The sequence below is a fragment of the Stenotrophomonas sp. YJH_SMC_73 genome, from assembly GCF_059370155.1.
The window spans coordinates 178,228-201,122 of record NZ_JCAFTJ010000001.1; the positions used below are offsets into that span (position 1 = coordinate 178,228).

Consider the following 22,895-nt stretch of genomic DNA (forward strand, 5'->3'; position numbering starts at 1 on the left):
TCGATACAGGGTGCAGGAAAGGGTGCGGGCATGCGCAGGCTGGTCTACTGCGCGCAGGTGGCGCTGCACAATACACTGCGGAGCAAGGCCATCACCGCCCTGATGGTGCTGGCCATCGCGGTGGGAATTGGAGCCAGCATGACCACCTTGACCGTGGTCTACCTGCTGTCCGGCGATCCCTTGCCCGGGCGCAGCGGTGACCTCTACTACCCCCAGCTGGATGCCAATCCGAACTCGAAGGGCCGCGAGCCGTACGACGTGCTGGACTATCGCTCGGCCTTCGACCTGTGGTCGTCCGGGCGCGCGGACCAGCAGACACTGGTGGTTACCAATCCGGTCAAGCTGCGGCCCGATCAGGGCAGCGCGCCACCGGTCATCCGCTCATCGATCTCCACCACCACCGACTTCGCGACGATGTTCGCGGTGCCGCTGGCGCATGGACGCTGGTGGTCGCGCGAGGAGGATGACGCGCGCGCACGTGTGGTGGTGATCTCGTCGGAGCTCAACGAGCAGATGTTCGGTGGGGGCGACAGTGTGGGGCAGACACTGCGGGTCAAGGACACCGCGATGCGCATCGTGGGCGTGCTCGCGCCCTGGCGACCCTCGCCGCTGTTCTACAAGGTGCGGGGCGGCCGCTTTAGCGGCGGCAACACGTCGGGCTTCTTCGCCTCGGCCGATGATCTGTTCATGCCGCTGACCTCCAGCCTGGAGATCAATGACGGCGACTTCGTGCCGTTCACCTGCTGGTCCACGCCGGAGGAGCGCGGCCGGCTGCAGACCGCGCCGTGTGTCTGGGTACACCTGTGGGTCAAGCTGGACAGCGCCGCCAAGGTGGCCGCCTATCAGCGGTTCCTGCAGAACTATGCCGCTGAGCAGAAGGCCCTGGGCCGGATCAGCCACGCCGACAACACGCGGCTGCGCTCATTGATGCAGTGGCTCGACTTCAACCAGGTGGTACCCAGCGACGTGAAGCTGCAGGCCATCCTGGCCTTCGCCTTCCTCGGGATCTGCATTGCCAATGTGGTCGGTCTGCTGCTGGCGAAGTTCCTGCGCTACAGCGGCGAGATCGGCTTGCGTCGCGCACTGGGCGCAAGCCGCGCGGCGATCTTCCTGCAGTGCGTGGTCGAGGCCGCGCTGGTGGGGGCACTGGGTGGCACGCTGGGCCTGTTGCTGACCTGGCTCGGCCTGAGCGCGGTGCGCAGCCAGCCGGTGGCCTATGCGGACCTGGCGCGGCTTGATACCACCATGCTGCTGTTCACCCTGGCGCTGTCGGTGCTGGCCAGCCTGCTGGCGAGCCTGATTCCCGCGATCCGTGCCAGTGCGGTCCAGCCCATCGCCCAACTGAAGCTTCTGTAGAGGAACCACCATGCAGATCGGCATCGTACTTTCGGCCCTGCGCCGGCACCGCCTGGCGACCTTCCTCATCGCGATGGAGATCGCATTGGCCTGCGCCGTGCTGTGCAACGCGATCTTCCTGATGATCGAGCGGAGCGCTGCAATGCAGCTGGTCAGTGGCCTGGACGAGTCACGGCTGGGGGTGATCCAGCTCGACGGCATCGATGCCGAGCGCGCCAACGATGTCAACGCGCGGGTCGTTGGTGCATTGCGGGGGCTGAGCGGCGTGACGGCGGCCGGGCTGGTCAGTGCCATGCCGTTCGGCAGCCCGGGCATACGCGCCGGCGTCAACCTGGACGAGGACCAGCAGGTGCCCGGCGGTGTTCTGGATTTCTACCTGGCCGATGCCGTGGCCCTGGACGCGCTGCAGTTGCACCTGGTGGGGGGGCGCATGCCCGGTGCGGACGAGTTCGCACCGACCGATGAACTGGTGCCGGCCAATCCCCCGGCGCTGGTCACCCAGGAGCTGGCCCAACGCTACTGGCCCGGCGAAAACGCCGTGGGCAAGAGCCTGTGGGCGATGGACACCCGGCTGCGGGTGATCGGCGTGGTCGAGCACATGGCCGTATCCCGCCCCGGCCGCGGTGAAGCCAAGGGCTCGGACTGGTCGGTGATCGTGCCCGCATCGCAGGGGCCGCGCCTGACCGGCCGCTATCTGGTGCGCGCCGAGGCCGGCGACATGAACCACGTAATGCGCGATGCGCAGCAGGCAATCCGCCGTGTCGCGCCGGACGTGGTGTTCGATGTCGAGGGCAGCCGCCGGATCTCCGAACTGCGCGAGCGGCATTTCGAAGGTGACCGGGTCATGATGGGGCTGCTGGGCGGTGTCATCATCGCACTGCTGGCTGCCACTGCCCTGGGCATTGTCGGACTGGCCAGTTACTGGGTGGAGCAACGTCGCAAGCAGATCGGCATCCGCCGCGCGCTGGGGGCCACGCGCACCGATGTGATGCGCTATTTCCAGATCGAGAACCTGCTGATTGTCTCCATCGGCATCGCGGCCGGGGCTCTGCTGGCCTACGCGATGAACCTGACCCTGATGCGCTTCTACGAACTGCCGCGCCTGCCACTGCTGTACCTGCCGGTGAGTGCGGTGATCCTGCTGCTGCTGGGCCAGGCGGCGGTACTGCTGCCGGCGCTGCGTGCCGCGGCCATCGCGCCGGTGTCGGCCATCCGTTCGTTGTGAGTCCCGCAGCGGCCTTGGCCGGTCGCTGCTTCCATCTGCAAGCGAGAATTCCCATGCTCAGGATGCAAGGCGTCAGCAAAGTGTTCCAGGTGGGTGAAGTCATGACCCATGCATTGCGCTCCATCGACCTGTCGGTGCAGGAGGGCGATTTCCTGTCGATTACCGGCCCCTCCGGCTCCGGCAAGTCCACACTGCTGAACATCCTCGGTCTGCTCGAGGGCTTTTCCGGCGGCCACTACGCGATCGGTGGCGTGGATGTTGGCGGCATGCGCGACGCGGCGCTCAGCGCGCTGCGCAACGAGAAGATCGGCTTCGTGTTCCAGGCGTTCAACCTGATTCCGGATCTGACCATCCAGGCCAATGTGGAGGTGCCCCTGCGCTACCGTGGCATGGCGGCAGCCGAATGCAGGCAGCGTGTGGCCTCGGCACTGGCCCAGGTCGGACTGGGCAGCCGCATGTCGCACTATCCCGGCGAACTGTCGGGCGGGCAGCAGCAGCGCGCGGCGATCGCCCGCGCCATCGCGGGTACGCCGGCCCTGCTGCTGGCTGACGAGCCGACCGGAAACCTGGACTCGCAGATGTCGCAGGGGGTCATGGAGATTCTGCGTGAGCTCAACCAGGGCGGCATGACCATCATCATGGTGACGCATGACAAGGAGCTGGCGGCGTGCGCGGGTCGCAGCGTCCACATCGTGGATGGGCAGATCGTCGAGGTCACAGCACAGGCCATGCAGGCGCTGTGCGCCTGAGCTGAAAGAGCGTCACCCGCAAGCAGAAGGGGCGGCCGATGGGCCGCCCCTCCTGTTTTCATCGCACTGCAGGCACAGATCAGAAACGCACGGACCAGCGTGCATTCGCACCATGGTCACGGCTCTCACTGCCGAACTGGCCGCTGTAGCCCAGCTCCAGCTGCTGGCGCGAGGTGAGCCACGCCGACAGGCCCAGTTCGGCCACCACCGCGTTGTCGGCGATCGGCGCGCCGTTGACCGCGAACGTGGAGCTGCCATTGGCAAACGCAAGGTTGGCGACCTGGCTGCGATCCCCCGAGGCACGACGATAGCCGACGCCCCCGCGCAGGTGCAGCCAGCTGTCCTGCTGGAACGAAGCCTTCAGCCCCTTGTCGAAGCGCACGCCGGCGGTGGCGATCGTGGTTCCGGTGTCGTCCACCTTGCCCTGCAGCGCCGCTGCTCCACCGCGTTCGCTGATGCGCTTGAGGTCCACTTCCACGCGCGCCACCTGCAGGTACGGCTCCAGCCCGGCTTCGGGGCCACCGAAGCGATAACCAGCTTCGATGAAGGCCTGGCGGGTGCGGGCGTCGTAACGCGCGCTCAGGCTGTCACTGAAACCTGCGAAGGCGACTTCACGCGTGCTCTTCACCTCGTGCTTGCTCCACGCCACACCACCGCGCAGGCCGAAGCCGCCCCAGGTGTGGCTGGCATAGGCACCGAAGTGCGTGTTGTCGATCTTCGACTTGGCGCGGCGGTCCTGCTGCTTGACGTCGGTACGGCCGGTACCGGCCAGCACGCCGACCTGCCAGCCGGAGAACTCGCGGTCGATGCCGACCAGCAGGCCGTTGCTGTTGGCCTCGGTGCGGGCGGTGTTGAAGTCACCGTCCAGCCTGCTGTTGCCACCGATGGCCTGCACCCATGCGCCCGTCGCATCACCCACGTCGCTGCCGGGTGCGGCGGCGCCGGCCCGGCGTGACAACGCGGCATCGCGCACGTAGCGGCTGCCCTCGACCAGGGCGATGGCCGTGGCCGGATGCAGCTCGCCGCTGAGGCCATCGAGCACGCCACCGACCTGCTGCGGGAACAGCTGGGTCAGCGGCTTGGGCAGGCCCTGGGCGATCGGCAGCAGGTCGGCGGCGGCCGCCACCGCACGCTGGTTGGGCGTGTTGGCAGCCGTGGCCAGCGAAGCGCCACGGGCAACGTCGATGCGCGTGCCATTGGCGCCGTAGGCCAGGCTGAACTGCAGGAAGGGCGAGAACGCACTGAAGTCGGTCTTGGCGAACTGGCCGCTGATGCCACCGTCGGCACGCAGGACGTTGAACTGTTCGCCGAGGTAATACACGCCCGGTTCCGGCAGGGCGACCAGGGTGCCGCCGAGGGTGGCGGTGCCGGTCACGTGCAGCTGGTCACTGCGACTACCCGGTGCCAGCTCCGCCGCATACACGCCGGTGGCGCCCTGCACGTAGTTGCCGTTGATGGTCAGCGTGCCGATCGAGTTGCCCGGCGCGATGATGCCGTCCACGCGGGTGTTGCCGAGCGTGCCGACGCCCTTCAGCAGGCCATTGGCGCCGACGGTGGTGGTGCCACCGGCCTGCGTGCCGTTGAAGGACACCACGCCGCCGTTGACTACCAGGTTGCTGTTATCCAGCACGCCGCTGGTGCTGACCGTGCTGACGCCACCGGTGGTGGTCAGGGCGGTGGAGACCAGCCTGCCGTTGAGCAGCAGCCGGCCACCCTGGACCTCGACCGCCGAGGTGAGCGTGTTGGCGCCGTTCAACTCCAGCATGCCGTCCTGCACCACGGCGCCGTTGAAGCTGTTGTTGCCGCTCAGGCGCAGCCAACCGATACCGGATTTGGTCAGCTTGCCGGGGCCGCCGATGTCGTTGGTCCAGTTGTCCCACGCATCGCCTTCCCAGACCTTCAGGCCGCCGGCCCTCTGGTTCATCACCACGTTGGTGTCCACGCGCAGCGAGCCATAGCCTTCGATGGCCTTGCGCAGGTCGACCATGCCCCAGCCGTAGATTGCATCGATGCCTGGCGCGCCGAGATCGCGTGCGGTGGTCAGCAGCACGTCGCGGACCTGGGCGTTGTCCAGGTACGGGAAGCGCTCCATCAGCAGGCCGAGGGCGCCGGTGATATGGGGGGCGGCCATCGACGTGCCGGTCTTGGTGCCGTAGACGTAGCTGGTGTTCTCGCTGTCGATGATCAGCCGCACGTAGGCGGAGGTGTTCTCGATGCGGCCCTGGATATCGCCGGAGACGATGGTGCTGACGATATCGGTACCGGGGGCCGAGATGCACCAGTTGGCGGCAACCCCGCAGATGCTGGAACTGCCATCGATCACGTAGTCGGTTTCACCTGCGGCGGCGTCGGGCCGGCGGACATTGGCGACCGCCAGCCAGTACGGTTCCAGTTCGGGCTTCCAGCGTGGCATCGAGGCGGTGATGCCGGCAACCGCGCCGCTGCCGTTGCCAGCCGACCACACCTGGATGAGAGTGGAACCCGGGGCATCGCCGTTGTTGGCGTAGATGCTGCCGTATACGCCGTAGTCGGCACCGATGCTGGCGTACTGCTGGTCCAGCGCGGCGGCGGTCATGTTGCGCGTGGAAATGCCCCAGCTGTGATTGATGGCGCGTACACCCTGCGCCTGGATCTGCGCATACATGTCCAGCGTGGCGGCATCATCCGGATCGGTGCGGTACACCGCGCGCGGACGATAGAACCTGTCCGGGTCCAGGCGCCACTCGTAGTAGGTGTCACCGAACACGCGGGCGGCGGTGAGATCCGCACCAAAGGCCACACCATGCATGCCGGTGCCATTGCGGTTGGCGCCGATGGTGCCAAGCACATGCGTGCCGTGATCGGCGTAGCTGAAGCCATAGGGCTGGCCGGCGGCGATCAGGCGTGCCGCCAGTGAGGCCGGAACGCCGGCGCCCAGTCCGTAGTAGTTGTAGCCGGGCTGTTCGCCGCGGGTCTGCCCGCAGGCGCCCGCCCCTGCGACCACGCCCGGCGTCGCACAGTCGGCACCGATGGTGATGCTGGAGGTATTGCGTCCTGCAAACTCCGGATGCGCCAGTGCGGAGCCCGAGTCGAACAGCGCCAGGCGTACGCCCTTGCCGGTCAGGCCGCGCGCATAGGCGTAGTCCGCGCCCATCGCGCCCAGGCCCCAATCGGCGTTGAATTCGTCGCTGCGCCAGCTGGCCGGATCGCCGGGATTGCCAAGAACGGCGTTGCTGCTGGCGGCAGCTGCCGTGGCCGTGGTTGCAGGTGCGGTGCTGGCAGCGGGCTGCGCCCACGCGGCCTGCAGCTGGCGCTGCTGCTGCCAGGCCTCGAGTGATTCGCTGGCCATGGCTGGCAGTGCGGTGGCCAGCAGCAGCGAGCTGGCGACGGCAAGCGCCAGCGGGCGATGCGACAGGGAGCGGGACGAACGGCCGTACAGCGGGTGATTCATCGGACAACTTCCTTGGTTGACGGACAACAAGGCCGTTAACGCCAAGGCATGGCGATATCCCCCAGTAATGTGAAGGGAATTTTATGAACGTGTTAATGTTTTGTGATCGGTGCATGGTGCGGCTCCAGCGGGCAGGGCAACGTGACCCTTCCTTCCGAGGCTTCGGAACCGCCCATGCGTACCGCATTCCGTAAACCACCGTTGGCGATATTGGGCGGTGCCGATCCTGGCAGCGACGCGTTCGAGCGCGCAGCTGGTGGCCAGGTGCCCAGCGTCATCCCGGAAGGCAGCATGCCGCCGGCCGACTGGCCGGCCACGGTGGTGGTGCCCTGTGGCATGGGGATGCGCGCAACCTGATCATGGCCCTTGCCGGTGATGCCTGCATCGTCAGCGGTGGGCGCGCCTGCACGATCTCGGAGGTTTGGCTGCACAAGCGGCCGCTGCTGCCGCTTGCAGGGGCAGGTAGCGGGTCCGACGCGCTGCCGGACACCCCGCCGGACGAGCGCGGCAATTCGCCGATCCTGCCGTGGCGCAACAGTGATGAGCTGGCCGGGCAACTGCGTGTCCTGGGAATGCTGCAACACTGAGTCCAGCCGCATCCGCCTTCACCCAACGTCCCGTGTGCAGCGCTAAGGTTGCCCGGCCTGGGCTCACCAGGCTTATCAAGGAGTGATGTCGATGCGTACTTTCAGGAAAGTGATCGCCGGTGCTGTGTTCGCGTTGGCCTGCAGCGGCTCGGTGGCCGTGGCCGGACCGGTCCAGCCCTGCGATTTTCCCTGCTGGAAGGCCTACCAGGCGTGTGTAGCCGGTGGGGGTGATGCCATGGAATGCCAGTACGAATACGATCGATGCGTCATGGAGCGCTGCGGCGCGGTGTAAGCCCAGCCATGATCGGCTGATGACGGGCCCCGTCCATGACGGGGCTCTTCTGTTTGTGCGCAGGGTCGGGCACTCTCGGCGCATTCTTCCTGGTGGAGTGGAACATGGCCGTCATGCGTGTCGTCGCCAACATCGCCACGTCTGATCCCGCCCGCGCCGCTGCATTCTATGGCGAGCTGCTCGGCATGCCGGTGGTGATGGACCATGGCTGGATCGTCACCCATGGCGGGCAGGGCAGTGCGCTGGCGCAGGTCAGCTTCGCCAGCGAAGGGGGTTCCGGCGCACCGGTGCCGGACCTGTCTATCGAAGTGGACAACCTGCAGGAGGTGCTGGAACGCATGCACGCGGCTGGCATCGCGCTGGACTATGGGCCGGCCGACGAGCCCTGGGGCGTGCGGCGCTTCTTCGTCCGCGACCCGTTCGGCCGGCTGTTGAACATCCTCGCCCACGCCTGAGCGACGGCGGGCGCTTCAGCGACGGGTGCCGCCATGCTTCGGCGCCGGCGACACGCCGACCATGCGCAGGCAATCGGCCACCACCGCCGCAATGAAGGTGTCGGCGTCCTGCGTGGGCGCAGCGATCAGGTCATCGGTGGCGCCATGTACGCCGGCATAGATCAGCGAGGCCGTGATCTGCGGTGCCGGCAGCTGCCACAGGCCTGCACGGGTGCCCGCCTCGAGGATGTCGAGCAGCTGCTGCTGGATGGCGTTGCGCTCGGCATTGCCGCGCTGGTGGTGGTGATGGTTGGCGTAGACGACGTCGTGCAGTGCGTGCGTGCGCACATAGGTCTCGATGTTGGCGCGGATCCAGGCGCACAGGCGCGCCACGCCATCGTGGGCAGGCTGCTGCTGAACGGCATGGTCGACCTCGGCCATGAACTGCAGCGTGTAGCGCTGCGCCAGCGCCTGCAGGATCTCGGTGCGCGAGGCGAAGTAGGTATAGAACGTGCCCTTGGCCACGTCGGCGGCGGCCACGATGTCACTGATGGTGGTCGCTTCCACGCCCTGTGACAGGAACAGCGCCTGCGCGGCGTCCATCAGCTCTTCCTGGCGGGTTTCAGCGGGTTTGGTGCGGGGCCTGGCGACTGCGGGAATCTGCATGGGGCGGGGTCCGGGTGCGACGGTCGCCATTCTAGCTTCCTCCGGCAATGACTGACCGCCGGTCATTGACTGACGGTCAGTCAGCAAACTACGATGCGCGCACGCTCCCTCCCGGCATCCGCACATGCAACGCTTCCGACGGCCGGCCCTGGTGCTGGCGGCCTACCTGGGCACCTTCCTCGCCTCGCTGGACATCAGCATCGTCAACGTCGCGCTGCCGACGCTGCAGCAGGCACTGCACACCGACATGGCCGGGCTGCAGTGGGTGATCAACGCCTATGCCATCGCCCTGTCCGCAGTGATGCTGTCGGCGGGGCCGCTGGGTGACCGCTATGGCCACCGCCGCATGTGGCTGCTCAGCGTGGCGACCTTCACCGTGGGCTCGCTGCTGTGTGCCTGCGCAGGCAGTCTTTCCGCACTGGTGGCGGGGCGGGCGGTGCAGGGGGTGGCCGGCGCCCTGCTGATCCCGAGTGCGATGCCGATCCTCAGCCATGCATTCCCTGATCCGCGCCAGCGTGCACGCGCGATCGGGGGCTGGTCGGCGTTCAGCGCGCTGGCGCTGGTGCTGGGGCCGCTGCTGGGAGGCGAACTGGTGCAGCGCGCAGGTTGGCCCAGCATCTTCCTGATCAACCTGCCGCTGGGCCTGCTTGCACTCGCGCTGGGGGCCTGGGGCATTCCAGAGCGACGGCATCCGCAGCACGCCGCGCTGGACCCGGCCGGGCAGCTGCTCAGCATCGTCGCGCTGGGTGCACTCAGTTACGGCCTGATCGCGATCGGCGAGCACGGCCTGCTGGCACCTTCGACCCTGCTGGCGCTCGGCATCGCAGCATCCGGCCTGGCGCTGTTTGCGTGGGTCGAGCGCCGCGTGGCGCGGCCGCTGCTGCCGCTGGACCTGTTGGCGAAGCCGGGTTTCGGCATGCTCAACCTGGCCTCGTTCGTGCTTGGATTCACCGCTTATGCGAGCCTGTTCTTCCTGTCGCTGTTCTTCCAGCAGGCGCAGGGACATGGGGCTGCGCAGGCCGGTGCGCAGCTGGTACCGCAGTTCGTGCTGATGGCGGTGGTGTCGCTGCTGTTCGGCCGTCTGGCGGCGTGGTTCGGGCTGCATGCCGCGCTGGTGACGGGCTATGCAATGACAGGCATGGCGCTGTGTGCGATTGCCACGTTCGAGCCGACTACAGCGCACGGCCAGGCTAGCGCACTGCTGATGCTGCTCGGCACTGGCATGGGACTGGCGGTACCTGCGACCGGCATGGCGGTGATGTCATGCGTACCGGCCGAGCGTGCCGGCATTGCGTCGGCCACGATGAACGCGCTGCGCCAGGCGGGCATGAGCCTTGGCATCGCGCTGCTGGGCAGCCTGATGGGCCTGCGCGCGGTACGCCAGTTCACTGCGACCGCGCAGGCGGCAGGGCAGCCCGCAGTGGCCGCACAGGCGCGCACGCTGATCCTGCAGCCGTCGTCACTGCTGCCGGGGACGCAGATACTGGCCTGGTACCGCGGCGCGATGGCCAGCGGTTTCGGCTGGGCGATGGCTGTCGCCGGCGTGCTGGCCCTGTTGGCGGCGCTCGCCCTGTACCGCCAGTGCAGGCGCGCCTGAGCACGCTGCGGTCAGCCCTGCTGGCGTTGCGGCCCTTCCTTCGTCGGCGCGGGTTCGGCCGCGTGCTGCCGCTGTTGCCGTGCATTGGCGTGGCGCGCGTGCCCGCCTTCGCGGCCGATCGCTGCCATGTGCTGGCGATTGCGGCTGATCGCCTCGCCGCCCTTGCGGCCCGCCACGCGTGCCTCGGCCGGGCTGAACTCATGTGCATTGCCGGACGCATGCGCGGCGCGTCCACCCTTTGCGGCAATCGCGCGCTGCTTGTCCCGGTCCATCGAAGCGAAGCCGCGATGGGAGGTGCCGTGATGCTGGTCAGCCATGTGAAGGCTCCCGGTGCATGGAAGGGGAGCTCATCCTTGCGTGTGCCCGGCTAAGGCAGTGTCCGCACCGGCGGTGCTGCCCTCACGCCACGCCGCACCGGCTTTCACGGCGCAACTACGCCGCTGCGCGATGAGCGCCGCTTGGCTAGGATGGACCGGCATGGCGGATGACCGCCCAGACAGGAAAGGACGCCGTGAACAGATTCGGATGGCTTGTACTGCTGGCCTGCGCTGCACCGGCCCATGCGGACACTGCGCTGCTGAGCGGCAGTTTCGTTCACTTCGGTTACTCGTCCACCGATGAGCAGCTGCCAGCGGCGCAGCTGCCGCTGTTCCTCGACGAACTGCGGGACCTGGGCAACGACACGCTCATCATCGGCCAGACCCGCGCCACCCGTGCCGGCGTGGGCTGCGCCAGCAGCGCGCAGGATTTCGAATGGATCGCCGGCTTCCCGGCCAAGCTGGGCACGGTGCTGGACGCGGCCGCAGCGCGTGGGATGAAGGTCGTGGTCGGCACCACCTACAGTTCGGGCCAGTGTGCGGCGTTCTGGCAGGGCTCGAACGCTGCAGCGGTGGCGCAGGACGCAGCGCAGTCGATGGCGCAGCTGGCCCAGCAGTACGCGATGCATCCGGCATTCGCCGGCTGGTACATCACCGATGAGCCCGCGCAGGTACCGGCCGAGCGTGCGTCGTTCTATCGTTCAATCGTTTCCACACTGAAAGCGGCGACGCCATCCAGGCCGGTGATGGTGGCGCCCTATCTGGCATCCTCCAGCGTCGACCCGGCCAGCGTGGCCAGTGCTGCGCTACGGTTTCGCTCTGCCACGGGGGTCGACGTGCAGATCTGGCAGGACGGCATCGGCGCGGCGTCGCACGCGAAACTGTTCCAGTGGGATCGACCGGGCTATTCCACCGAGCAGTACTACCAGGCGTTGTCGGCGCAGCTGGGCGCCAGCGCTGTGTGGGCCGACATCGAGCTGTTCAACCATGGCAGCCCGCTGTTCCTTGATGCCGGTAACGGCCTGTCCGGTGCATACCGGTCGGCGTCGGTGCAGCGCATCAACCAGCAGTTGTGGAGCGCGCGTTCGGCTGGCAAGCGCGTTGCCTGGCTCAACCAGTACCACATGTCCGAAGTGGTCGGCCCCGGCCAGGGCTACGGCGAGGCGCCGCGGATGATGAACACCTATCGTGGGTTGTACGGGTTGGGTGCCTCGTACCTCGTCGATCCGGTGCAGACCACCTATCACTACAGCGTGGCGCCGGCGACCAGCTATCCCGACGGCAGCGGCCATGAGCTGTTCGACCGCCGTGTAGGCGACCCGCGCAATCCGATGGACGCGGGTTGGGTAGGCGTGCACGGCAACGTCGACATCACCATCGACCTGGGCCAGCGCCGACGGGTGGACTGGATCGGCCTGCACACGATGACCCGCCCGGCCTGGGGCATCGTCACGCCGATGTCGGTGGAGGTGATGTGCGCCGAGCCCGGAACTGCCGCCGTAACGATCGGCACGCTGTCGGCACCCTTCACCCAGTCCGGCGTGATGGGCTCGACCGAAGAGGAGTACGTGCTCGGCAATGCAGCCCCCCTGGCTGCGCAATGCCGCACGCTGGAGCTGCGCGTGGCCAACGGCAGCTGGACCTTCCTCAGCGAGATCGAGATGGCTGCAGAGCAGTAACGCCTCAGCGCCGGCGGGCGTCCTGCAGGCGCTGTGCGAAGGGCCGTTGTTCGAGCGCCACCAGTGCATTGCGCAGCACCTGCTCCAACGACTGCCCCAGATCGGCATCGAGGCTGCGTGCCGCCACTGCGGTGGCCTGCCATTGCGCCTGCAGCACGGGCATCGCGCGCTGCGCGCGCGGGCTCAACTGCAGGATGCGTTCGCGCCCGTCGTCACCATTGGCAGTGTGCAGCCAACCATCGCGCACCATCGCCGCCACGGTCTGGCTGAGCGCCGAATGGCTGAGCCCGCAGGCCAGCGCGAGGTCCTTGATCCGGCAGGGGCCCTGCGCCATCAGCGTGCGCAGCACCGGCGTGTAGCGCGGCCGGTAGTCCAGTTGCAGGTGCCGGTAGGCCTGCTCGACGGCCGGGTCCAGCTGGTCCAGCAGTGCGCGCAGCAGGGTACCCAGCGTGGCGTGTTGGAGATCCATGAGTGGGATGATATATAAGCGCTTATATATCCTCAATGCGGGGTGGATGATGGCGGTCTCCTGGATGCTCGGCGCGCTGCTGGCGACGGCCTGCCCGGCGCAGGATGCGGTGCTGCAGGCGGCCGCCAGCGCCGTGCAGGCGCAGTACCTGGACGAGGCGGAGGCCGCCCGCATCGCCGATGCCCTGCGCAGCTGGTCGGCGCAGCAGCGCTATGCGGACAGTTGTTCGGATCCTGCTGCGTTCAGCGCACGCCTGAACCAGGACCTGGACATGTTCGATGGCCACTTCCACGTTGAGCGCGTGGACGCAGCTGCCGGCCAGGACGACTGGTTGATGGCCTGGCGTGCCGATGCCCGCAGCAATGGTGCCGGTGTGCGCGAGGTGCGGGTGCTGGAAGGCAACATTGGCTACCTGCGGTTGAGTACTTTTTACCCGCTGGATCTGGCGCGGCCGAAGTTCGCTGCGGCCTTCACGCTGCTGGCCGACACCGATGGCCTGGTGCTGGATCTGCGCCAGAACGGGGGAGGCGACGATGCAAGTGCCGACCTGCTGGTGCGCACGCTGCTGGACGCGAAGATCGGCGCGGTGCAGCAGCTGGACCAGCGTGGCCGGCGCACGCCGGTACCGCTGCCGCCTGCCAGCCTGCCTGTGTACCTGAAGCCGCTGGTGGTGCTGATCGACCGGCGTACCGGTTCGGCGGCCGAGTTCGTCGCCTATTCGCTGCAGGCCCTGGGCCGCGCGCGCATTGTCGGCACGCGCAGTGGCGGTGCCGCGCATATGTTTGGTGATCCTGTGCTGCTGCCCGATGGCTATCAGATCAGCATTCCCGACCGGCAACCGATCAATCTGCGCACCGGCGGCAACTGGGAAGGCACCGGCGTGAGGCCTGATGTGGCCGGCGGCGACGATCCGCTGTTCATCGCGCGGCAACTGCTGGCGCCTGCGAAGTCGTCAAGATGAACGCACGATTGCATGGCTGTCCTATCGCAGATGCGCGAATGCATGCCTAGAATCGAAGCATCCCGGTAGTTCCCGGGCGCTTCGAGTGAATGGACTCAATGAAGATTCTGTTGACCGGCAGTTCCGGGCGCATCGGGCGCGCGATCTTCGGTGCGTTGGCGGCCGCCCACGAAGTGGTGGGGCTGGACCGCAGCCCGTTCGCCACCACGCGCATCATTGCCGATGTCACCGATCGCCAGGCGGTCACGCGTGCGGTGCAGGGCGTGGACGCGGTCATCCATACCGCGGCCCTGCATGCTCCGCATGTCGGCCTGGTGCCGGACGCGGTATTCCAGCAGATCAACGTGGAGGCAACCGCGCACCTGCTGCAGGCCGCACGCGAAGCCGGCGCACGGCGTTTCGTGCTGACCAGCACCACCGCGCTGTACGGCCATGCCGTGGTAGCCGGTGGCTGCCGTTGGATCGACGAAGACACCGAGCCACTGCCGCGCACGATCTACCATCGCACCAAGCTGCAGGCCGAGACCCTGGCTGAAGCTGCCGCCACGCCGGGCTTCAGCGTTCGCGTGCTGCGCATGGGCCGGTGCTTCCCGGAACCGCCCGAGCGCATGGCGATGTTCCGCCTGCATCGCGGCATCGACGCCCGCGATGTGGCCAGCGCACACGCTGCACTGCTGCTCGACGAAGGCGCCCGATTCGCCCGCTATCTCGCCTGCGCACCGACGCCGTTCCGGCGCGAGGACTGCCTGGAACTGGCCACCCACCCGCGCAGCGTGCTGGCCCGTCGCGCGCCGCAGCTGCTGGCCGAGTTCGAACGCCGTGGCTGGCCGCTGCCATTGAGCATCGACCGTGTCTACGACAGTGCCCGCCTGCGCAGTGAGCTGGGCTGGCAACCGTGCTTCGGGCCGGACGACGTGCTGCAGCAGTATGCCGTCGGCAGCATCGAGGTACTGCCGCGCGCGCAGTGGATCAAGGACCGCGTGGCCGAGTGAGGCCATCGCGACGGACGGGTGGCTGACCCGACCCTGAGCAGATTCAGGAATGTGCAGGCCGGTCGCCTCAACCTCGTTGGCGGGCGGCCGCTAACCCGGTGCGCTTCCAGCGCCGGGCCCGCCCGGCGGCCGGTGGCCTGCGCGACGGATCGCGCGCCTGCGCGGTGCCTTCGTGGTGCCGGTCGTCCTGAACTGCCTTGCGGACCCTCCCATGCCTTCTTCCCGTTCCGCCGCTGCCCGCCGCCCGGGCAGCATCGCCCACAAGCTGATGCTGGGCACCGCCGCGATCGCGCTGCTGTGCTTCGGCCTGACCGCGTTCTTGATCTACCGACAGGCCAGCGCCAGCCTTATCAGCGCCTCGCGCCAGACCATGACCAGCGAGGCGACCGCTGAGGCGCGCCAGGTGGCGGCCGATCTGGGCACCGCCTTTGCCAGCAACGATGCCATGGTTGAAGGCGTGCTGGCCCAGCGCGCCCGTGGTGACGTGCCCGACCGCGCCAGCCTGGCGGCGGTGCTGGGCGAGCAGCTGCGCGCCCATCCCGAATGGCTGGGCAAGAGCACCATGTGGGAGCCCGATGCCTTCGACGGCAAGGATGCCGAGTTCGTCAACACCGAGGCGCACGATGCCACCGGCCGCTACATGAGCTACTGGGCCTGGCAGGACGGCAAGCCGCAGCAGTCGGTGATGACCGATTACACCGAGACCGCCAGCGGTTCCGGTGACTGGTACATGGTGCCCAGCCGCGACAAGCTGCCGAAAGTGAGCGAACCGTATGCCTATGACATCGCCGGGCAGCAGGTGCTGATGAGTACGCTGAGCACGCCGATCATCGAGAACGACAGGTTCCTCGGTGTCTTCACCGTCGACTTCTCGCTGGCAGCGTTGCAGAAGCACCTGGCCACGCTGAAGCCGATGGGGGCCGGCCGCGTCGAACTGCTGTCGCCGAAGGGCGTGGTGCTGGCCTCGGCCAATGCCGCCGAAATCGGCAAGCCTCGCGACGACGCACTGACCCGCAGCATGCTGGCCGAGATCGCCGCCGACCGCCCCTTCGAGGCCTTCAGCCCCGATGCGGCCGGCAACGTGCGCGTGTATGTGCCGCTGCGCGTGGGCGATGCCCCGCAGCGCTTCGCGCTGGGCGTGGTGATGCCGCATGCGGTGATCGTGGCCGAAGCGCGCCAGCTGCTGTGGCTGACCCTGCTGGTCGGCGTGATCGCCGCGCTGACCCTCAGCGCCGGTGTCTACATACTGCTGCGCCGCCTGGCGATCCGCCCGCTGGCCGAAGCGGTGCGCGTGGCCGGTGACGTCGCCGCCGGCAAGCTGGACAGCACCCTGCCGGCGCGCAGCAACGACGAAGTGGGGCGCCTGCTGGACGCGATGCAGGGCATGCGCGGCCAGCTGCAGGCGGTGATGGCTGCGCAGGCCGAAATGGCGCGCCGCCACGATGCCGGTGAACTCAGCTACCGCATGGATGCCGCGGCGTTCCCGGGCGAGTACGGCCGCATGGTGGCCGACAGCAACCAGCTGGTGGCCTCCAGCAACGCGGTCACCCAGCGCCTGGTTGAAGTGATGCAGCGCTATGCCGTCGGCGACCTCAGCGTGGACATGGAAGCACTGCCGGGCGAGAAGGCGGTGTTCACCGCTGCGATGGCCACCACCAAGCGCAACCTGGCCGCGATCAACGAGCAGATCCAGCAGCTTGCCGCTGCGGCCGCCGCCGGTGACTTCGCCGTGCGCGGTGATGCACTGCGCTTCGACCACGATTTCCGCCACATGGTGGAGACCCTCAACACCATGATGGAAGTCAGCGACCACAACCTGGCCGCACTGTCGACGCTGCTGCGCGCGATCGCCGCCGGTGACCTCAGTACCCGCATGCAGGGTGACTTCCATGGGGTATTTGCGGTGATGCGCGACGATGCCAACAGCACCGTGCAGCACCTGACCCAGATCGTCGGCCAGATCCAGCAGTCGGCAGCCAGCATCCGCCTGGCCGCCGGTGAGATCGCTGCCGGCAACAGCGACCTGTCGCGCCGTACCGAACAGCAGGCTGCCAACCTGGAAGAAACCGCCGCGTCGATGGAAGAACTGACCTCCACCGTGCGCCAGAACGCCGACCACGCGCTGCAGGCCAACGCGCTGGCCGGTTCCGCGGCGGGCGTGGCCAGCGAAGGCGGCCAGGTGGTCAGCCAGGTGGTGCACACCATGGAGCAGATCGAGGCGTCTTCGCAGCGCATCGCCGAGATCATCTCGGTGATCGATGGGATTGCGTTCCAGACCAACATCCTGGCGTTGAACGCAGCAGTGGAAGCGGCGCGCGCCGGTGAGCAGGGCCGTGGCTTCGCCGTGGTTGCCAGTGAAGTGCGCGCGTTGGCGCAGCGTTCGGCGGGTGCTGCGAAGGAGATCAAGGAGCTGATCGACGCCTCGGTGGCCCAGGTCGGTGCCGGTGCGCAGCTGGTGCACGGCGCGGGGCGCACCATGCAGGACATCGTCGGTCAGGTCGGTCGGGTCAACGAGATCATGGCCGAGATCTCGGCCGCGTCGCGCGAACAATCGGCCGGCATCGAGCAGGTCAACCAGACTGTGGTGCAGATGGACGAAACCACCCAGCAGAACGCCGCGCTGGTGGAGGAAGCCAGTGCCGCCGCGCGCGCGATGGAGGAGCAGGCCGAGCAGCTGGCGGTGGCGGTGTCGCGCTTCCGCCTGCAGGCCGAGCCGGCGGCCGTGGCACGCCGCGCGGCCTGATCGCGCAAATGAAGACGCCCGGCGGGGGCCGGGCGTCGGTTGCGTCCTTGCCGCGCATCCCTGCGCCGGTCTGATGGCTTAGAACATTCCTTCAAACGGGTTCCAGCTGGCGCGACCTTCCACCTTCTCCAGGTAGTAGCTGTAGTTGGTGCTGGAGGCGACCAGCAGATTCATCGCGATGAACAGCATGCGCCCGACGACGTCGGGAAGGAACATGCTGACGATGGCCAGCGCGATGTTGATGCCGATGACCACCAGCGCCTTGCGCCACATGCCCAGGATCAACAGGTAGATCGCACCGAAGAACAACGCGAAGAAGTTCAGGTTGATCTTCAGGCGGTCACCGAACGACAGCGCCTTCCAGGCCTGCTTGAAACCGGGATTCTTGGGCGCGCCATGCTGGCGGAAGAAGTTGAAGCGGAACTGCCACTTCGGGCTGAACTGGGACAGGTCAGTGGTATTCATTTGGGGGAAACATCCCTGTGAGAAAACGTTTTCATGATAAGGCAAGTCCTATTCAGGATCCAAGGGCTGCCGTCAAAAATGTGACGCGTGCCGTGTTCCACAGGCTGCGGCCGGGTGCCGCACCGTCACCCGCCCGCCTTGTTTTTAGGATAGGGTGCGCAGTTCCGCTGCCGCCCCGGTTGGACCCGTGCGGCGGCGGGATGTCCATGGAGGTTGCATGACCACACCTGCTACACCGGAAAACGCACCGGGACCGGTGCTCCTGCCGACACCTGAAGTGGTGCAGGCACAACAACTGCTCGCACGCCAGCAACTGGCGGTGGCGATGGACCGTGCGCGCACGGCCGCCACGCGGGACGCGGCGCCGGCCGCGCTGGAAAGCGAGTAACCCGCAATACCGTCGATCGCGCTGGCATGTCGCCAGCGCGATCACGGCGCGTGCCGCCGGTCAGAAGCGCGCGGTCATGCTGAGGAAGTAGCTGCGCCCGGCGACGAAGTAGTCGGTGGAGCCTTCCGCATACAGCTTCTTGTCGGCCAGGTTGCTGACGCCACCGCGCAGGGTCAGCACCTCGTTGACGTTCCATGCGACGGTCAGGTCATACAGGATGTAGGCCTTGAGGAAGGTCGTGGCGGTGCCGGTCTGCCTGCCGGTGTACTGCGCCGACAGGCTGCCGGAGAACACCGTATTCGGCGACCAGTCCAGCGACGAGTAGCCGGAGAATTCCGGCGTATCGATCAGGTTGCGGCCGGTGGTCAGGTTCCTGGCTTCCTTCATCCAGGTCGCCGAGGTGCGCCAGCGCCACTGCTCGCCGAAGCGGACGTTGAAGTTGCCTTCCATGCCGCTGGTGCGCGCGCGCTGCACGTTGCTCATGCGCGTCCACCAGATGCCGTTGAAGCGGCCCAGCGGTGCGTATTCGATCTTGTTCCGGAAGTCGGTGTGGAAGTAGGTCACGCCAACATCGATCAGGTCATTGTCGAAGCTGATGCCGATCTCGCGGTTGGTGCTGGTTTCCGGATCCAGGTCCGGGTTGCCGGCCATGTAGCACCCGCCGCGGGCATAACCCAGCGGGATCAGCGAGGTGCAGCCACGGCCGCCGGACTGGGTGGCAGCGGTGGCCGAATTCTCGGTCAGGCTGGGCGCACGGAACCCCTTGGAGACGCCACCGCGGATGGTCCACTGTTCGGCCGGATGCCAGACCAGGTACGCACGCGGGCTGACGTGGCCGCCGAACTTCTCATGGTGGTCCAGGCGCGCGCCCACGGTCAGGGCCAGGGTGCGGTGCAGCTTCAGTTCGTCTTCGACAAACAGCGCCCAGGTATCCACTTCCAGGCTGGAGCCGCTGACGGCGTTGCCGGCGTAGTCGATCGGCGCGCGGCCGATGGTATCGGTGTTGGTCAGTTCCTGGCGCTTCCACTGCCCACCCACGGCAAACTGGTGTTCAACGCCCAGAGTGAACGGCGTGGTCAGGCTGCCTTCGATGATCGTGTCGGTGGCCTCTGAGCGGCCGGTGGCGCCGATGTCGTTCTTGTATTCGGTCCAGTACGCGCTGAGCCTGGAGGTGCCGAAGCTCCACGTGCCATCGTGGTTGAGCGCCAGCGAGCTGCGCTTGAGCTCACTGGCTCCCCAGGCGCCTTCGTCCTGCTTTTCCAGCGACGCATCGATGAAGGCCTGCTGCACGCCATGGCCGGCCTCCAGCGACAGTTCCTGTGCGTCGCTCAGCTTCCACTGCAGCAGCGCATCGACAGTGCGGTCCTTCTCGCCGGCGTAGGCATTGCCGTAGACACCGTGGTTGGACTGGTCCGAATCACGGCGCATGCTGTTGGCACCGATGCGCAGGCCGAAGCGTTCGCCCAGTGGGCCGGAGAAGGTCGCGCCGATCTGCTGGGTATCGCCGCGCTTGCCATCACCGGGACGGGTGTAGCTGTGGGTGGCGCTGCCGTTCCATTCGTCGCCGATGCGCCGGGTGATGATGTTGATCACCCCGCCCATGGCGTCGGAGCCGTACAGCGAGGACATCGGCCCACGCACCACTTCGATGCGTTCGATCTGGTCGGGCGAGATCCAGTTCAGGTCCTGGCGGCCGAGGTCGGGGCGGTAGTTGGTCGCGGCCGAGCTGCCCATGCGCTTGCCGTCCACCAGCACCAGCGTGTAGTTGGACGGCATGCCGCGCAGCTTGATCTTGGACTGTTCGCCGACGGCGCTGAGGCCGCCGGTCACGCCCGGCACGCGGCTGAGCAGGGTGGCCAGGTCGGGAACCGGCTGGCGCTCGATGTCCTCACGGCTGATCACGCTGATGCTGGCCGGGGCATCCTTGATCCATTGCTGGCTGCCCGAGGCGGTGACCACCACGGTATCCAGATCCTTGGTGGAGGCATCGGTGCCGGCCTCTGCAGCGGCCAGGCCTGGCAGGGCCAGCAGGCAGGCGGAGGTCAGGGCATGGGCCAGGCGGGTGCGCGGCAGGCGCGCGGAACGGGAACGGGACGATGGGGACATGGCGGCTTCCATGGGAGGTGGGGTGACCCGGTGGAAGCAGCAGGCGCAGGCAGACAGCAGGCAGCCACCCTTCCGTGGGTCGTCGGTGCGCGCGGTGTGGACCGGCGCAGCTGGGTGGGTCGCGGCCGTGCGGGAAGACGGTGACCTGCCTGGTTAATGAAATGATAACCGTTCGCGTTTGATACGATCCAGTACCCGGGGCGATGCAAGGACATCTGGCCATCCCCCGACGTGATCGCCTGCTATTTGCTGAATGGGGATAAATCCCGGCGTAGGCCTTCGCACCCGGCTTACATTCAGCGCCCTAGACTGGGCCGCATTTTCGATTCCGCCCCGTTGGAGATCGTGTGGGTTCCGGTAGTGACAGACATCGACTGTGCGGCCTGAAGCCGACACAGTCTGGACAAGTGCGGGCGCCGGGAAAGCGCGCCGGGAACCTTGGTGCATGCAGCCCGGCCGGGATGGCCGGCCGTGCCGACGGCGCGGAGTAGGCGGCGATGGGGGTGCAGACCATCCATGCGGAAGCAGAAACGCCCCGGCTCGACGCCGGCTGGGCGCTGCTGCCCGCTGAATCGCCGTTGCAGATGCCCGAACAGACCCTGCGCGAAGGTGCACTGAAGGTCCGGCGGCATCGCACGTCGCCGCGCCTGATCGGCCTGCGCCGGCTGTACATCTTCGGTGGCACGCTCGGCATGACCGCCGTGGCCACGCGGATGATGTGGCGGGTGCTGTCGGCCAATGGCATCAGCGTGCTCGAAGCCTGCCTGCTGGTGCTGTTCGTTGGCCTGTTTGCCTGGATCGCGCTGTCTTTCGCCAGCGCCCTGGCCGGCTTCCTGACCGCCGTGTTCGACCGTGGCTATCGCCTCGGCATCGACCCGGACAAGCCGCTGCCGACCGTGCACAGCCGCACCGCGCTGCTGATGCCGACCTACAACGAAGACCCGCGCCGCCTGCTGGCGGGCCTGCAGGCGATCTACGAGTCGGTGGCGGCCACCGGCCAGCTCGGCCGATTCGATTTCTTCGTGCTCAGCGATACCCGTCGCGAGGACATCGCCGCTGCCGAGGAGCGGGTGTTCGGCGAGCTGCGCGAGCGGGTGCCGGACGGGCAGATCCGCCTGTTCTACCGCCGCCGTGGTGACAACAGCGGGCGCAAGGCCGGCAACATCGCCGACTGGGTCCGTCGCTTCGGCGGTGCCTACCCGCAGATGCTGATCCTCGACGCCGACAGCCTGATGACCGGCGACAGCATCGTGCGCCTGGTGGCCGGCATGGAGCACAACGCCGACGTCGGCCTGATCCAGACCCTGCCGTCGGTGATCGGCGGCCGCACCCTGTTCGCACGCATGCAGCAGTTCGGTGGCCGCGTGTACGGGCCGGTGATCGCCCGTGGCGTGGCCTGGTGGCATGGCGCCGAGAGCAACTACTGGGGCCACAACGCCATCATCCGTACCCGCGCCTTCGCCGACCACGCCGGCTTGCCGGCGCTGCCGGGGCGCAAGCCGTTCGGCGGCCACGTGCTCAGCCATGACTTCGTCGAAGCAGCGTTGATGCGTCGTGGCGGCTGGGCCGCGCACATGGTGCCCTACCTCGGTGGCAGCTATGAAGAGGGCCCGCCGACGCTGACCGATCTGCTGGTTCGCGACCGCCGCTGGTGCCAGGGCAACCTGCAGCACGGCAAGGTCGTGGGCAGCCGCGGCCTGCACTGGATCAGCCGCACGCACATGCTGATCGGCATCGGCCACTATTTCACCGCACCGATGTGGGCAATGCTGATGCTGATCGGCATCGCCATCCCGCTGTTCCAGGAGGGCATCGACTTCAATGCCCTGCTGCACCTGTCGCCCAGCGTGTACTGGCGCGCACAGGACGAAGAGCAGGTGGTGCGCCTGTTCGCCGCCACGATGGCGGTACTGCTGCTGCCCAAGGTGCTCGGTTACCTGGCGATGCTGCTGGACCCGGTCGACCGCCGCGGCTGCGGCGGTGCGATCCGTGCCTTCGTGTCGATGCTGGTGGAGACCGTGCTGGCCGCGCTGATGGCGCCGGTGGTGATGTACGTGCAGTCGCGGGGCGTGGCCGAAGTGTTGTCCGGCCGCGATTCCGGCTGGGATGCGCAGCAGCGTGACGACGGCGGCATCTCGTGGCTGGCACTGATCCGCGGCTACGGTGGCCTGGGTGTGTTCGGCGCCTTCATGGGCGTGCTGGCCTGGGCCGTGTCGCCGTCGCTGGCGGCGTGGATGGCGCCGGTGGTGATCGGCATGGTGTTGGCCATTCCGGTGGTGGCGCTGACCTCCTCGCGTGGTCCGGGCGCCTTCCTGCATCGCCTGGGCCTGCTGGACATTCCCGAAGAGAACATCCCGCCACCGGTACTGGTCCGCGCCGCGCAGCTGCGGCGCGAAGCGGCCGAGCAACCGCCGCTGTACTGATTGCCCCACGCCAGCG

At 67.6% G+C, this 22,895-nt stretch carries 20 protein-coding genes; 14 read left to right on the forward strand and 6 right to left on the reverse strand.

Translation table 11 applies throughout. The features are described 5' to 3' along the window. The first annotated feature begins 30 nt into the window (after positions 1–30). Genes AC5P8R_RS00850 through AC5P8R_RS00860 form a run of 3 tightly spaced genes read left to right on the forward strand, consistent with a single transcriptional unit; the run spans position 31 to position 3,330 of the window. Complete coding sequence (locus tag AC5P8R_RS00850) at positions 31–1,356, forward strand: ABC transporter permease (RefSeq protein WP_046432697.1); 1,326 nt, start codon at positions 31–33, stop codon at positions 1,354–1,356. Between the two features lie 10 nt (positions 1,357–1,366). Then, entirely contained in the window at positions 1,367–2,581 is a 1,215-nt protein-coding gene (locus AC5P8R_RS00855; RefSeq protein ID WP_014648529.1) for an ABC transporter permease, read from the forward strand. Between the two features lie 53 nt (positions 2,582–2,634). Beyond that, positions 2,635–3,330 (forward strand): ABC transporter ATP-binding protein, encoded by a 696-nt coding sequence (locus AC5P8R_RS00860; RefSeq protein ID WP_049439239.1) that lies wholly within the window; start codon positions 2,635–2,637, stop codon positions 3,328–3,330. Positions 3,331–3,409: 79 nt separating this feature from the next. On the opposite strand, the gene AC5P8R_RS00865 is transcribed toward AC5P8R_RS00860, so the two are convergent. Continuing rightward, a complete protein-coding gene (locus AC5P8R_RS00865) occupies positions 3,410–6,760 on the reverse strand; it encodes an autotransporter domain-containing protein (protein ID WP_495222917.1) in 3,351 nt (1,116 codons plus the stop codon). Between the two features lie 174 nt (positions 6,761–6,934). On the opposite strand from AC5P8R_RS00865, the gene AC5P8R_RS00870 reads away from it, so the two are divergent. From AC5P8R_RS00870 to AC5P8R_RS00885, 4 genes are all read left to right on the forward strand, one after another. Beyond that, positions 6,935–7,117 carry a hypothetical protein gene (locus tag AC5P8R_RS00870; protein ID WP_401729910.1) on the forward strand — a complete coding sequence of 61 codons (183 nt, stop codon included), beginning with the start codon at positions 6,935–6,937 and terminating at the stop codon, positions 7,115–7,117. A 2-nt stretch (positions 7,118–7,119) separates the two neighbouring features. After that, positions 7,120–7,347, forward strand: a complete 228-nt coding sequence (locus AC5P8R_RS00875; protein WP_495222918.1) for a hypothetical protein — start codon at positions 7,120–7,122, stop codon at positions 7,345–7,347. 91 nt (positions 7,348–7,438) lie between these two features. Next, positions 7,439–7,639: a hypothetical protein gene (locus tag AC5P8R_RS00880; RefSeq protein WP_032958391.1), complete on the forward strand. Its 201-nt coding sequence runs from the start codon at positions 7,439–7,441 to the stop codon at positions 7,637–7,639. Positions 7,640–7,743: 104 nt separating this feature from the next. Continuing rightward, positions 7,744–8,094 carry a VOC family protein gene (locus AC5P8R_RS00885; RefSeq protein ID WP_032958352.1) on the forward strand — a complete coding sequence of 117 codons (351 nt, stop codon included), beginning with the start codon at positions 7,744–7,746 and terminating at the stop codon, positions 8,092–8,094. Positions 8,095–8,109: 15 nt separating this feature from the next. Here the strand turns inward: AC5P8R_RS00885 and AC5P8R_RS00890 are convergent, their stop codons facing one another. Continuing rightward, positions 8,110–8,739 (reverse strand): TetR/AcrR family transcriptional regulator, encoded by a 630-nt coding sequence (locus tag AC5P8R_RS00890; protein ID WP_445391937.1) that lies wholly within the window; start codon positions 8,737–8,739, stop codon positions 8,110–8,112. 124 nt (positions 8,740–8,863) lie between these two features. Here AC5P8R_RS00890 and AC5P8R_RS00895 point away from each other — a divergent pair, with 124 nt between their 5' ends. Continuing rightward, entirely contained in the window at positions 8,864–10,336 is a 1,473-nt protein-coding gene (locus tag AC5P8R_RS00895) for an MFS transporter (protein WP_049404761.1), read from the forward strand. An 11-nt stretch (positions 10,337–10,347) separates the two neighbouring features. Here AC5P8R_RS00895 and AC5P8R_RS00900 read toward each other — a convergent pair whose 3' ends face one another. After that, positions 10,348–10,653, reverse strand: a complete 306-nt coding sequence (locus AC5P8R_RS00900; RefSeq protein WP_046432675.1) for a KGG domain-containing protein — start codon at positions 10,651–10,653, stop codon at positions 10,348–10,350. 194 nt (positions 10,654–10,847) lie between these two features. On the opposite strand from AC5P8R_RS00900, the gene AC5P8R_RS00905 reads away from it, so the two are divergent. Continuing rightward, a complete protein-coding gene (locus AC5P8R_RS00905; RefSeq protein WP_495222919.1) occupies positions 10,848–12,332 on the forward strand; it encodes a DUF4434 domain-containing protein in 1,485 nt (494 codons plus the stop codon). Between the two features lie 4 nt (positions 12,333–12,336). Here AC5P8R_RS00905 and AC5P8R_RS00910 read toward each other — a convergent pair whose 3' ends face one another. Then, entirely contained in the window at positions 12,337–12,801 is a 465-nt protein-coding gene (locus AC5P8R_RS00910) for a MarR family winged helix-turn-helix transcriptional regulator (protein ID WP_142235137.1), read from the reverse strand. A gap of 49 nt (positions 12,802–12,850) precedes the next feature. On the opposite strand from AC5P8R_RS00910, the gene AC5P8R_RS00915 reads away from it, so the two are divergent. The 3 genes from AC5P8R_RS00915 to AC5P8R_RS00925 all read left to right on the forward strand — a co-directional run bounded on the left by AC5P8R_RS00915 (position 12,851) and on the right by AC5P8R_RS00925 (position 17,497). Beyond that, positions 12,851–13,762: a S41 family peptidase gene (locus AC5P8R_RS00915; protein ID WP_049439338.1), complete on the forward strand. Its 912-nt coding sequence runs from the start codon at positions 12,851–12,853 to the stop codon at positions 13,760–13,762. Positions 13,763–13,860: 98 nt separating this feature from the next. Then, entirely contained in the window at positions 13,861–14,754 is an 894-nt protein-coding gene (locus AC5P8R_RS00920) for an NAD-dependent epimerase/dehydratase family protein (protein ID WP_014648518.1), read from the forward strand. Between the two features lie 211 nt (positions 14,755–14,965). Beyond that, positions 14,966–17,497 carry a methyl-accepting chemotaxis protein gene (locus AC5P8R_RS00925; protein WP_495222920.1) on the forward strand — a complete coding sequence of 844 codons (2,532 nt, stop codon included), beginning with the start codon at positions 14,966–14,968 and terminating at the stop codon, positions 17,495–17,497. Between the two features lie 78 nt (positions 17,498–17,575). Here AC5P8R_RS00925 and AC5P8R_RS00930 read toward each other — a convergent pair whose 3' ends face one another. Next, positions 17,576–17,962, reverse strand: a complete 387-nt coding sequence (locus AC5P8R_RS00930) for a DUF2628 domain-containing protein (protein WP_014648516.1) — start codon at positions 17,960–17,962, stop codon at positions 17,576–17,578. 217 nt (positions 17,963–18,179) lie between these two features. On the opposite strand from AC5P8R_RS00930, the gene AC5P8R_RS00935 reads away from it, so the two are divergent. Next, on the forward strand, positions 18,180–18,350 hold the full coding sequence (locus AC5P8R_RS00935) for a hypothetical protein (RefSeq protein ID WP_005419553.1): 171 nt from the start codon (positions 18,180–18,182) through the stop codon (positions 18,348–18,350). A 60-nt stretch (positions 18,351–18,410) separates the two neighbouring features. Here AC5P8R_RS00935 and AC5P8R_RS00940 read toward each other — a convergent pair whose 3' ends face one another. Further along, entirely contained in the window at positions 18,411–20,456 is a 2,046-nt protein-coding gene (locus tag AC5P8R_RS00940) for a TonB-dependent receptor domain-containing protein (protein ID WP_495222921.1), read from the reverse strand. A 497-nt stretch (positions 20,457–20,953) separates the two neighbouring features. On the opposite strand from AC5P8R_RS00940, the gene mdoH reads away from it, so the two are divergent. Further along, positions 20,954–22,879, forward strand: coding sequence for a glucans biosynthesis glucosyltransferase MdoH (gene mdoH, locus AC5P8R_RS00945; protein ID WP_041863849.1), 1,926 nt, complete (start codon positions 20,954–20,956; stop codon positions 22,877–22,879). Positions 22,880–22,895 lie beyond the last annotated feature (16 nt).